10 protein-coding genes are annotated in these 12,772 nt (G+C 54.6%); 6 read left to right on the top strand and 4 right to left on the bottom strand.

What is annotated here, in order from left to right; all coding sequences use genetic code 11:
• Positions 1–113 precede the first annotated feature (113 nt).
• From BLU05_RS15950 to BLU05_RS15965, 4 genes are read left to right on the top strand one after another with little or no spacing between them, the layout of a single operon-like run.
• A complete protein-coding gene (locus BLU05_RS15950) occupies positions 114–644 on the top strand; it encodes a phage tail protein (protein ID WP_091881789.1) in 531 nt (176 codons plus the stop codon).
• Positions 645–680: 36 nt separating this feature from the next.
• Entirely contained in the window at positions 681–1,211 is a 531-nt protein-coding gene (locus BLU05_RS15955) for a phage tail protein (RefSeq protein WP_091881792.1), read from the top strand.
• 29 nt (positions 1,212–1,240) lie between these two features.
• The gene (locus tag BLU05_RS15960) at positions 1,241–1,774 is read left to right on the top strand and encodes a phage tail protein (RefSeq protein ID WP_091881795.1); all 534 of its coding nucleotides are present in this window, start codon (positions 1,241–1,243) and stop codon (positions 1,772–1,774) included.
• The gene (locus tag BLU05_RS15965; RefSeq protein WP_091881798.1) at positions 1,774–2,358 is read left to right on the top strand and encodes a GNAT family N-acetyltransferase; all 585 of its coding nucleotides are present in this window, start codon (positions 1,774–1,776) and stop codon (positions 2,356–2,358) included. Before BLU05_RS15960 ends, BLU05_RS15965 begins: the two co-directional genes overlap by 1 nt.
• On the opposite strand, the gene BLU05_RS15970 is transcribed toward BLU05_RS15965, so the two are convergent.
• Both BLU05_RS15970 and BLU05_RS15975 read right to left on the bottom strand, forming a co-directional pair.
• Positions 2,351–2,644 (bottom strand): DUF6916 family protein, encoded by a 294-nt coding sequence (locus BLU05_RS15970; protein ID WP_091881801.1) that lies wholly within the window; start codon positions 2,642–2,644, stop codon positions 2,351–2,353. The genes BLU05_RS15965 and BLU05_RS15970 overlap by 8 nt on opposite strands.
• A gap of 128 nt (positions 2,645–2,772) precedes the next feature.
• Positions 2,773–9,438, bottom strand: coding sequence for a putative Ig domain-containing protein (locus BLU05_RS15975; protein ID WP_175540628.1), 6,666 nt, complete (start codon positions 9,436–9,438; stop codon positions 2,773–2,775).
• Positions 9,439–10,014: 576 nt separating this feature from the next.
• On the opposite strand from BLU05_RS15975, the gene BLU05_RS26460 reads away from it, so the two are divergent.
• Together BLU05_RS26460 and BLU05_RS15980 are read left to right on the top strand one after the other, a co-directional pair.
• Positions 10,015–10,131 carry a WGR domain-containing protein gene (locus BLU05_RS26460; protein ID WP_348271763.1) on the top strand — a complete coding sequence of 39 codons (117 nt, stop codon included), beginning with the start codon at positions 10,015–10,017 and terminating at the stop codon, positions 10,129–10,131.
• Between the two features lie 123 nt (positions 10,132–10,254).
• Entirely contained in the window at positions 10,255–10,995 is a 741-nt protein-coding gene (locus BLU05_RS15980; RefSeq protein WP_091881807.1) for a ribosomal protein L7/L12, read from the top strand.
• Positions 10,996–11,170: 175 nt separating this feature from the next.
• Here BLU05_RS15980 and BLU05_RS15985 read toward each other — a convergent pair whose 3' ends face one another.
• Complete coding sequence (locus tag BLU05_RS15985) at positions 11,171–11,947, bottom strand: ABC transporter permease (protein WP_091881810.1); 777 nt, start codon at positions 11,945–11,947, stop codon at positions 11,171–11,173.
• Positions 11,931–12,761 carry an ABC transporter ATP-binding protein gene (locus BLU05_RS15990; protein ID WP_091881813.1) on the bottom strand — a complete coding sequence of 277 codons (831 nt, stop codon included), beginning with the start codon at positions 12,759–12,761 and terminating at the stop codon, positions 11,931–11,933. The genes BLU05_RS15985 and BLU05_RS15990 overlap by 17 nt, the downstream gene beginning before the upstream one ends.
• Positions 12,762–12,772 lie beyond the last annotated feature (11 nt).

The raw sequence follows: 12,772 nt of genomic DNA on the forward strand, positions 1-12,772 counted from the left end.
ATATAAAAATATCTTTGAATTTCTATACATGTTCTCAAAGAAATTGTTCTTGCATTTTATGTGCTGTTAGAGCGATGATATCAATAAATATTAGAATATTTGAGGGGTGTGGTATGTCCGAAGTCTTTCTAGGCCAGATTATGCTTGCAGGGTTTCAGTTTGCTCCAAAGGGTTTTGCTTTGAGCAACGGGCAACTGTTGGCCATTAGTCAGAATCAGGCGTTGTTCTCTCTTTTGGGCACTTACTATGGTGGCAATGGGACGACGACCTTTGCTTTGCCAAATATGCAAAGCCGCACACCAGTCGGATTTGGATCATCCGTTGATTCCTCGTGGCAGCCCTCGCCCTATCAGATTGGCGAAACTGGCGGCGCCGAAAACGTGACCCTGCTTCAGCAGCAATTGCCCGCACATACTCACTTGGCAACCGGGACGACCAGCAGCGGCACATTGCGCAATCCCAGCAATGCGCTCTATGGCACCAACAGTGCCAATATCTACAGCCCGTCCAACGGAGCCCAGGTTGTGCTGTCGAGCCAGACTGTTACCCCCGCCGGTAATGGCCAGCCACATGCCAACATACAGCCCTATGACGTTATCAACTATTGCATTGCACTATCGGGAATTTATCCGTCCCGCAATTAACGATCTCTCATAAAACCATCGTACGGAGGACCAACGATGAGCACTCCCTATGTCGGAGAAATCCGGCTTTTTGGCTTTTCCCGAGTGCCCAACGGGTGGCTGCCCTGCAATAACTCATTGCAGCCCATCTCGGAATACGAGACGTTGTTCGTTCTGATTGGCACGACCTATGGCGGCGATGGACAGACGACGTTTGCCATGCCCAATCTTTGCGGACGCGTGCCGATCCATCAAGGTACCGGCCCGAGCCTGTCGACATATGTGATCGGCCAGTCCGCCGGCAGCGAGAATGTCACACTTTTGCCCACACAAATGCCGACGCACACGCATCCCTACCTTGCCACCACCGGCCTCGCCAACACTGCCTCAATTGGACCAACAGGCGAGCTCGGCGCAATCGTCGGTGACACGATGTATGCTACCGATCTGAGCGGGGCCACCGGAATCCGAACATCACCAGCGTCAACCCAGATGAGCGGATCGACCGTCATGCATGACAATACGATGCCGACCCTGACGGTGCAATATTGCATCGCCTATGCAGGCATCTTTCCCTCACAGAACTGACCCGTGCCACACACATCAAGGACACTGCTATGACAGAACCTTTCATCGGTGAGATCCAACTGTTCGGTTTCAACTTTGCTCCCCGGGGCTGGGCAAGCTGCAATGGCGCGACGCTCAGTATCCAGCAGAACAGCGCATTGTTCGCTCTGCTCGGCGTCCAGTATGGCGGCAATGGCACAACCACATTCCAGCTGCCCAATTTTACCAATCGCGCGGGCTGCAACCAGGGCCAAGGCGCAGGTCTGACCCGGCGAACCATTGGCGAAACCTTCGGCAGTAATAATATAGCGCTGACGCAAGCGGCGATGCCGGCACACGCACATTCTCTGACGATCTATAATCAAAGCGAACCCAGCAAGCGCGCGCCATCGCCCAGTTCGGGCAACGGTTTGAGCGTGCCGAATTCGAGCAGTCCGTTTCTGCCTAATGCGCAACCGAACACGCAGTTCGCACAAAATGTCATCGGCGTTGCGGGCAACAGTCAACCGCATGAAAACCGTCAGCCTTATCTGGCAATTAACTTTAGCATCGCACTGGCTGGCATATTTCCATCCTTCAGCTGATGACAGAAGCAGGGACAGGCCAGCTGCCGGAATTTCCGGTTCGACTGTGGAATGACAGGCTCGCTATTCCGGCGTGTGTCCTGCGCCCTGCGGCGTTTAATGACCTGCCATTTCTACGTCGGCTTTATCATTCGTTCCGCAAGGATGAGCTGGCTCACATACCATGGCCACAGGAACACAAGGACGCATTTCTGAACCAGCAATTTGATCTGCAGCACCGCTATTACATTGCCGCATTTCCGCAAACGGATTTCCTGATCATCGAGAAGGACGGCACCCCGATCGGCCGCCTCTATATCCAGATGGCTGCGCACAATTGGCATATCATCGATATCGGGTTCTTACCCGAATGGCGCAATCGGGGGATGGGATCTGCCATGTTGTCCAGCATTCAGGATGCGGCAATCGCCGGGAACGCCGGTGGTATTGTCCTGCATGTCGATCAAAACAACAGACGCGCGCGCGGCCTTTATGAGGCTTTGGGATTCAAGGCCGCCGATACCAGCGATACCCACATACGGATGGAATGGCTTTCGCCTCAACATCCGTCAGAACCAACGGATGTATCGTCAGCCGTCAATTGAAGATGGCCTGATAGATGATGCCGTCCTTGTCACGGGCGACGGGTACCAGAAAGATATCGAGAATTCCAAGCGCAGCGTTCTTCAACCTGTAGATCTTTTGCGGCAGCAGAACCTTTGACTCGCTGCGGAACAACAGAGAAAACGGTGATCGTCTCATTCCGGTAAAGCCGCGTTCAGGCAAAGGCCGCGCCTCGGTCAGCGTGAAAACAAGAGAGCCGTTCCCCATATCGATCTCAAACCCTTCGCCGACACAGCGGGCGAAAAAATCCAGCGTTACAATCTCCATCCCAACCCCAATTGCTTGCGCGAACCTTTATTGCAGCATTTCATTCTCTGCGTTTGAACCGAACGCTATCGAGAAATTGGGGAGAAGCAAACAGCTCCTCCCCAAGATCTTCCACGCCTCATCATCCGTTAGAACTTCTTACCGACACGCAGCCCGAATGCATGGTTCTGATTGTCTGCGCCGACGGTTGTTCGGTAGTCAAAATTCGCGTTCCAGTCGGTATCAAGTTGTGCATCGAGCGAAAGACCGAGCGTGACATAGTCACTGCCGCTGCTCTCGGTATTCAGGTCGTAGGGAAGTCCTGCCGTATCGGCATAACCGAGCCTGATCTGGCTTGATCCCTCGAAGTCGTGCGTATACTCGGCACGGGCACCCGGCTTCAACGCACCCCACTCCATCGGAATGGTGTATTCCATGCGCAGGCCGAGGATACCCGACAGTGTATCGACAGTCTGGTCGCCATATTTCAGCGCATATGCACCACCGCTTTTTTCGGTGAAGCCATTCAGCCATGACCGGGAGAAATCAAACCGGCCGTAAGGCGACACCAGCCAGCCATCCTTGCGGTGCTCGTAACTTGCGGTAAGCGATCCAAATATCTGCTGGCCGTCACGTTCACCGGAGGCAAAATCGCCGGTGGACGTGATATAGCGCTGACTGCTGAAATCCAGCCAGCTTCCGCCGATCAAACCGTCGATGAAGACCGATTTAACCGGGGAGTAGCTGCCATAGATTGCAGCACTATAGGCATGAGCGCGGCTTTCCGTACCGTTGTCACCAATATCGGATGCATCGCGGCCATAACCGAAACCAAAACCGGCGACGAACTTTTTGGAGAACCTGTAGTCCATACCGGCACTCACACCGATCGTCGTATAATCGAAATCCAGATCGCGATCATTGCGATCACCGAAATTCACGAAGCCGCCCGTCCACACTGCCAGTCGACCAAGGTTCAAGTCCGGGGCCGGCTGGTTCTGTTTCTGCTGCTTCTTACGGTTCTCTTCGGCGAACGAATGCATGGAGAAATCAGGCGCACCATTCGACAGTCCCGGAGTGGAATTTGATTCCATCAGCTTGCGGAACGGTTCGTCCATTTCATCCGGCCCGTTCTCCTGCGCATAGCCGAGCCTTATGGCCATGCTGTTATTGCGCCGGTCACCTTCATCGTGCAATTGCTCAAGGCGCGAATTGAAGTTCTGGATCTGGTTGGCAGCAAAGCGTTTGGCACTGTCCGCCTGTGCCGTCAGCAAACCGATGACCTCTGGGTCCTTCGATGGGTCCGGGCGAGCTGTGACAATAAAGGTGATCGTCGCTGGGCTCGACGTACCATAGGGGTTCGACAGCGTGTACTGCACCAGCAGATTACCGGCATAGTTGGGATCAGATGCATAAACCATGTCAAAGGCCGGCTGGCTTGCGGCAATGCTCACCGGACCAGCTGAACTGCTGGAAATGCCGACGATGCGCGCATTTGAGAAGGGCCCGCCCGTCGATCCCTGTGTCAGGTCAACATGGACTGTCTGTCCCGCCAGCACTTCCACCGTACGCGATGCCGCCACTGGCGCTGGCGGCAGACGGCGCACCGTGACCTCATAGGTCTTCGTCGTTGTGTTGTCCTGTGCCGTGACGATAACTGCGATGCGGGTCTGTCCGACAGGCAGCTGTATCGCGGCACTGGATGAACCGGAACCGACAGTTTGGCCCTGAACGGTGATGGTCGCACTGGGTGCGGTCGCCGTTGGTGTCAGCGACATGGTCTCGGTGGTATTGGGCACTTCGACCGTATAGCTGGTGACCGAGGATGAGAACCCGGGCTGCAGCGTCCCCGAACTTGGCGATAGAGCCGAAAGATCCGCAATCGCCACGGGCGCAGCCACGTTGAATGTCACTGTTGCATTGTTTGCACCGCCCGGACCGGTTGCCGCAAAGACCAGACTATCGGTCCCGCTGAACGTGCTGTTAGGTGTATAGGTGGCGCTTCCGCTCTCGCCCACCACAGCCGTACCATTGGACGGTGCTGTTACGAGAGAATAGGTCAACGGACCTGCACCCGTCGCCGTGACCGTAAAGGCTTTTGCCTGATTGAAAGCGACAGCGACGGTTTGTGGCTGAGCCACCGGCGGTGCCACATTGACCGTTATGGTCACAAGAGCCGGCGCTGACGTGCCGGTCGCATTGGTTGCGGTATAGCTGAATGAAGTCGTGCCGGAGAAGCCCGTGGCCGGTTGATACGTTATTGCAGCGCCGCTGGCCACGGCTGTACCGGAAGACGGTGTCGTTGCAATGGCCACCGATGTGGCATTGCCTGTGATGTTGAGCGTGATCGGATTGGCACCGCTGTTGAAAGGTACTGTCGCAGCAACAGGATTTGCCACGGGTATGGCGTCAACAACGGTCACCGAATAGTTTTGCGTGAGCGTGAATGGCCCAGTTCCCGTCGAACTGTCGGTTGCGGTAATGGCAAAGTTGGTATTGCCCGTCGCGGTAGGTGTTCCACTCAGGGCGCCGCCCGTCGACAGAGACAGACCCGTTGGCAAGGCACCGGTCGAGACAGCATAAGTATAGGCCGCCGTACCACCTGATGCCGCAAACGTTTGGCTATAGGCCGTACCGACAGTCGCGCCTGGCAAGGCACCTGCAGCCGGTGTCAAAGTGAGCGTTGGCGCACCAATCATTATCGTAACCGTGGCTGGTGCCGAAGTGCCTGACGCATTCGTCGCCGTATAGGTGAAACTGTCAGTTCCGGCATGTCCGGCTGTCGGGGTGTAGGTGATCGCCGTCCCCGAAGCTGTCGCGGTGCCAAACGTCGGTGAACTGGCCACTGTAACCGAAGCCGCCGCGCCACCGGTAATGTTGAGCGTGATCGGATTGGCGCTCGAGTTATAGGCAACCGTCGCGGAGACTGCGTTTGCAACTGGAGGTGCCACGACAACTGCCAATGAATACGTCTGGCTTGCCGTATATGGCCCCGGGGCACCGCTGCTATCCGTTGCTGTGACAGTGAAATTAACGTTGCCAATCGCCGTCGGTGTTCCACTTATGACTCCCGCCGCCGACAGGCTAAGACCAGCCGGCAAGGTGCCGGTTGTGACGGCATAGCTAAAGGGAGCCGTACCGCCACTCGCCCCATTGAGCGTAGCCGAATAGGCTGTACCAACAACACCGCCCGCAAACGTCGTCGGCGGCAAGGTGATGGTTGGTGCGTTGATGATGAGCGTATACGACCGGCTACCCGTCGCGGGTCCACTACCTGTACTGCTATCGGTCGCTGTAACGGTGAAGTTGGCATTGATCTGTGCCGTTGGCGTTCCGCTGAGAACACCTGTTCCCGGGTTCAGCGTAATACCTGCTGGCAGGCTGCCAGCGGTAATTGCGAACGTATAGGGAGCAATGCCTGCACTCGCGCTGACTGTTTGCGAATAGGGAACCGCCACCGTTCCCGCAACCAATGTTTCGGGACTGACAACGACAGTCCCTGTATTGATGGCCCAGGTATAAGCCTGGCTACCGGTAAAACCGTTGGCATCAGTCGCGGTAATAGTGGTTGAAAATGTCCCCGATGATGTTGGTGTTCCAGAAAACTGACCGGCCGAATTAAATGAAATCCCGATCGGTAAACTGCCCGCGGTCAAAGAGAAGCTATAAGGCGCCGCTCCACCAGTGGCTGACGCAGCAGCAGCGTAGGGCGTACCAGTTGCACCATTGGGTAGTGCAGCAGGCGCCACGATGATCGTCGGTGCATTGATAACCCAATTATAGACCTGCACGGCAGTAAAGCCGTTGGCATCGGTCGCCCTAATCGTGGTTGAAAATGATCCGGATGCTGTTGGTGTTCCAGAGAATTGACCGGCCGAGTTAAACGAAACTCCGATCGGCAAACTGCCAGACGTCAAGGAGAAGCTATAGGGCGCTGCACCACCCGTGGCTGACACAGTGGCAGCATAGGGCGTACCGGCTGTGCCATTGGGCAGTGTCGCGGGTGTTATGGCAATTGTTGGTGCTGCAATGTCCCAGGTATAGGCCCGTGTGCCGGTCTGTCCGTTGGCGTCGGTCACAATGATTGTCGTTGAAAACGTTCCCGATACGGTTGGCGTGCCAGAGAATTCACCGGCCGAGTTGAACGAAACTCCGACTGGTAAACTGCCGCTGGCCAATGCGAAGCTATAGGGGCCAACGCCTCCGGAGGCAGAGAGCGTGGCAGCATAGGACACGCCAGCAGTGCCATTGGGCAGCGTTGCGGGCGCCACTGTAATCGTGGGTGCAGATACCGACAATACGTAGTTCTGGGTTCGAGCGAAGGGCGCACCTGTGCCTGTCGAACTATCGGTTGCGCGAATGCTGACAGCATATAATCCGGGTTGCGTCGGCGTACCCGACAACGTGCCAGCTGAGTTTAAGCTTATCCCCACCGGTAGGGCACCCGACGAAAGGCTATAGCTGTAGGGTGCCGTTCCTCCGGATGTGACAAATGCTTGCGAGTAAGCCTGGCCATAAGACAGTACAAGCGTTCCCGCTGGCGGTGTCATTGAGAGCGTAGGCGCAGCGATAGTCAACGAATAGCTTCGGCCGGCCGTCATAGAAGCGCTGTCGGTGGCCGTGAGCGTGAAGTTGAACGTACCGGCTGCCGTCGGTGTTCCCGAGATGCCGCCGCTTGATGAGACAGAGATACCAGTGGGCAGTGCCCCGGCTGTCAGTGCATATGTATAAGGCGCAGTGCCGCCTGTCGCAGGGTTGATAGAGGCGGAATAGCCCACACCGACTTGACCGTTTGCGAGAGTGGTGGCAGGCAAGATAAGCGCATCTGGATGAACGGTCAGTGAATAGTTTTGCGTAACGCTGAACGGACCACTTCCGGTCGAGCTGTCGGTGACCGTGACAGAGAAACTGAACGGACCAGCTGTCGTCGGCGTGCCACTGAGGACACCGCCTGACAGGATAAGACCGGCTGGCAAGGCGCCGGCAGTGACGGCATAGCTATAGGCGGCTGTGCCCCCAGATGCGGTGAATGTCTGGCTATAAGCTGCACCGACCGTTGCACCAGGCAACGCGCCTGACGCCGGAGCCAAAGCCAATGTGGGCGGGCTGATGGTAATCGTAACCGTGGCCGGCGCCGACGTGCCGGTAGCATTCGTCGCTGTATAGGTGAAACTGTCAGGTCCGGCGCGTCCAGCTATCGGCGTATAGGTTATGGATGTCCCCGATGCGGTAGCGGTACCATTTGTGCCTTGGGTGCCAACCGCAACCGAGGTCGCTACGCCGCCTGTGATGTTCAGCGTGATCGGATTGGCAGACGAATTATAAGCGACCGTTGCCGAGACTGGGTTTGCAATCGGCGCTGGCGGATTGACAGCCAGGGAATAGTTTCGAGTGACTGTGAATGGCCCAGTTCCCGTTGAGCTGTCGGTTGCCGTGATTGAGAAACTAAACGGACCAGCTGTCGATGGCGTGCCGCTGAGCGTACCGTTTGACAGATTCAGATTGAGACCCGCAGGCAAGGCGCCAGCCGTGACGGCATAGCTATAGGGAACCTTGCCGCCAGATGGTGTGAACGACTGTGTATAGGCAATGCCAACAGTCGCAGTGGGCAAGGCGCCAGACGCCGGGGACATCGTCAGTGCAGGCGGACTGATCGTGATCGACACCGTGGCGGGCACCGAGGTGCCGCCCGCATTTGTCGCCGTATAGGTAAAGCTATCAGGTCCGGCATATCCGGCTGTTGGGGTGTAGCTTATCGACGTTCCCGAAGCGGTGGCTGTACCATGCGTCGCCTGACTGCCAACGGCAACCGAAGTGGCGGCGCCACCCGTAAGATTAAGGGTGATCGGATTGGCGCTCGAATTATAAGCGACAACAGCCGAGACCGCATTGGCAACCGGCGGCGCCACATTGGTCACGGTGACCGTGACAGTGTCTATTTTCCAGAACGGGCAGTTACAATCTGAACTGGTGCTGCTCTCCGTCGCCACGATATCGAACGTATAGGTTCCAGTTGCACTTGGTGTCCCGGTGAGGCTGCCATTGGAAGCAAGGCTTATGCCGGGAGGCAAAGTACCGCTATTGACGGTGTAAATATAAGGCGCAATGCCGCCATTGGTTGTAAGCGAAGCCGTACTAGGCTGACCGACAGCCAGCGTGTGTGTCAGAGGTGACGTTGTCAAAATCGGATTGGCGACCGTAGCGCCGTAGGATTTCTGAGCCGTTGCGCCCACATTATCGGTGGCCTGAACGACCAGTGTATGCGCCCCTCGCTCCGTTGGTGTACCCGACAGAGTGCTGCCACTGAGGTTTATTCCCGGCACGCCGCCTGACACAAGCGAGAACGTATAGGGCGCAACCCCGCCACTGGCAGACAGACTCTGGCTGAAGGGCACCCCAACCCGCATGGAGCCAATTGCGCCGGGCGAAATGGTCATTGTCGAGGCCGGGCCGATCGTGACGTTGACGAGAATCGATTGCGCAGAAGCGCCAGCAAGCACAAAACTGTCAGTCGTAGCGACATCAGCTCCGCCATTGTGCGAATACTCAATAAGGCCCGAGTTTATATTCAGAACTGTGATCGTTCCGTGTTGCGGTTGTGTCGTGACCGAGGGGCTATTCAGGCCGAACGGATCACAGGTCACTGTGAGCTGTGTAGAGCCTCCGTGAACGACCGAAATGTTATAGGGACCGCAATTTTGCGCCGAGGCCGGATTTGAAAACAACAAGCTCGCGCCGATAAACAGGAAAAAGCCCATACAGATCGCAAGGAGGTTGTCCGGAACACGACTGATCCGGCCACCAAAAGCTGACATTTCCCCCACATTCCCCATCTCGCCCCCCAGCAGAGAATTTGATCAGGCTTAAAGTAAGCTGAGATCAGGCCTAATTATTAACGGAGAAATATCAAATAAAACTGATATCTCAACGCAAAAATATTGAATGACGCGCTATAAAAATAAGTCAACATGCATGTGATCTAATAATTAATGTTCGCATTAATAATGATAGATAATAATATTTTGTGACAAAAGCGCTACAATATGGATAAAAGATCGCACATTTTTTTGAAAAATCGATGGCTTTCCTCTGACTGTAAGAAATAAATAATATTACACATACTATATATATCTATAAAATTACTAATATCTTTTTGCTTAGTAATTTCTAATGAAAAATTCAAAATAGAATAATTAATACAAAAGAAAACGTCTATTGAATTAGCGTTACAAAGATTTTATTAATGTAATTCGACATATGTATTTTTATGGCACCCTTGCCCCATTTTGACAAATACAAACCTCTCCGCTCAGGTTTTCTGCATGGCTTGGGGATGATATTCCGGCCAATTCATTGGACGATCGGCTTCCAAATTCTTCGGATCGTGTCTAATGGGCTTAAAATCATCTCATCTCACGCGTTGTGATCCTAATCGCAACATGGCGCGATATTACAGCCTGACCATGCAGCCGACTCTCTTCGGTGAGATATCGCTCGTGCGCGACTGAGGAAGAACTGGCACAAGAGGATAACAGAAGGTCGACGTTTTGTTCGACGACTGCTTTGCGCCAAATTGAGCGGACATTGCAAGATCAATGGTGCGGCCGTTAATATGACCCACGAGACCCTGTATGAGAATCTACCAACGTAAGGACCCGTTCGACGAAAGCATTCGAGACTTCCTTGCCAACGGCATTGTCGTTGGCAATCTGGCTTTACCCACGCACTATGCCGAATTTGAACGCCTCGATGATTTTCAGGTTGGCTTCCGCAGGCATGGCCATACTGGCGAAAACCTTGTTTCTGAAATTGACGGTGAGTGGAGGCCTGGATGGTATGTTATCGCAATGACTGGATTGGATGATCCCGTTTTTATTGACAAGGCTGAGGGTGAAGACGGTTATCCAGTCTATACCGCGGTCCATGGTGCCGGACGGTGGGACGCGATGCGAATAGCGCCGAGCCTCGCGGCTTTTGGCCGCCTGCTGGAGGTATTGGCGGAGGTGAAAAAGGATATCCTCCAATTCGAGCGCATCGTCGTGACCGAGATCGGCCCTCCGAATAGATATTGGCGAAAGGTTCTCGACGAACATCAGCAGGCCGCAAGGTCCGAGAATGTGCCATCTGATGTCGGTCACTATAGCCCGGCCGATTTCGAGAGAGGCGACTTGATCGTGACCGACGTAGGCTCCCAGAAGCTCAAAGTTGTCCAGATAGTCAGCAAATGTCGCGGACTGTCGTTGAAAGATGCGCTGGCACTCACCGAAGCCCCTCAATTCGAAGCCGGAAGCGGTGTGAGATTGCAATTGCGCCGGTTGAGCGACCAACTTGAAGCTTTAGGCGCGACCGTCGAATTCCGAGCCGAGCGATAGGCAAATGGATTCATGTGCTTCAATCAATGACCGCTTCGGGCCCGATCTCGGACATTCGGTGTCATTAGCTCAGTAATCCGAAGGCCCAAATGAGTAGCGGATAGTGCACATGCGTTATTGGCCCTACGACCAGATCCAGACACAGGCATATCCGCCTACATAATCTTCGTTCATATCATGTTGCCCGTTCTTCAGTGGTATTGGGACGCCACTTGATCAGCCGGTTTTCCACCACGTCAAGGACGCGATCGATTACGAGGACGAAGATGGCCAGAATTATGATACCGGCAAAGACACCGACGGCATCGAAATTGCCTTCGGCTTGGGCAATAAGATAACCGAGGCCGGCAGACGCACCCAGATATTCACCAATAATGGCACCGACGACTGCAAAACCGACAGAGGTGCGCAAAGAGGACAGAATCCAACTTGCTGCAGCTGGGAAATAAACGTGGCGCAGAAGTTCGGAGCGTTTCGCACCGAGAATACGTGCATTGGCCAATACCACGGGGTTGACTTCACGCACTCCCTGCATCGCATTGAAGAATGTGATGAAGAAGACAAGCGTTACGGCAAGCGCAACCTTTGACCAAAGGCCGAGCCCCAGCCAAAGAACGAAGATCGGCGCAAGCACAACGCGAGGGATAGCATTGAGCCCTTTGATGAAGGGATCCAGAATACGTGCGGCACTACGGCTTAGGCCAAGCCATACACCTGCGGCAACGCCCAGACCTGTTCCGATAACATAACCCAGTACGGTTTCGGTTAATGTGATTGTCACATGACGATAAAAATTGGGATCAATGACCCAACTGATGATTTGGTTGAAAATGTCTATGGGTGCCGGGAAAAAGAAGACGTCGATGACGCCGGTCGATACTCCGATCTGCCAGCCGCCGAGAATGGCAACAAGCAAGCCCAGTTGAATAAAGCGTTCAGTCGTGACGTTCATAGCTCTTCTCCACTTCGCCGCGCAGCGACGCCCAGATGTTACGGTAGAGATCCATGAAGCGTGGATCCAATTTGATTTCGGCAACGTCGCGAGGTCGTTCGAGATCGACGTCGAAACTGTTGATGACACGGCTGCGTGGCCCGGCAGCGAGCACTGCCACCCGATCACCGAGTGCTATTGCTTCTTCCAGATCATGCGTGATCATCACCACAGCGCGGCGCTCCTCCTGCCACAGGCGCAAGAGCTCGTTCTGCATCAAATGCCGGGTATGGATATCAAGCGCCGAAAATGGCTCGTCCATCAGAATGACCTTTGGGCCGCTGATCAAAGCCTGCGCCATCTGCACGCGTTTTCTTTGGCCGCCCGAAAGTTGATGCGGGTATCGATGTTCGAAGCCCTTCAAGCCAACTTTGGCAAGCCACATCAAAGATCGTTCGCGACGCTCTGCTGTCGCAACCCCTTTGAACAAAAGTCCGAGTTCAACATTCTCGATGGCGGTTTTCCACGGCAACAGCGCATCCTGTTGAAACAAGTATCCGATATCGTTTTGAATGCCCGATACTTGATTGTCATCGATCGAAACACAGCCGTTGGATGGCTTGAGCAGTCCGGCAATCGCATTCAATATCGTGCTTTTGCCACACCCCGTAGGCCCAACGATGGCGAGGAACTCCCCATCGGTTATTGTTAGATTGACGTTCTCTACCGCAACGAATGTACCAAATGACATCGTCAGGGAATCAATGGATACCATCGCTTTTCGTGGTTGCGGAATAGTTACACGCACATCCGGCTTTAACATTGCCAAGGCCATCGTTCTCTCCC

It is taken from the genome of Phyllobacterium sp. OV277, from assembly GCF_900104355.1.
In the GTDB taxonomy this organism is placed as follows: Bacteria; Pseudomonadota; Alphaproteobacteria; order Rhizobiales; family Rhizobiaceae; genus Phyllobacterium.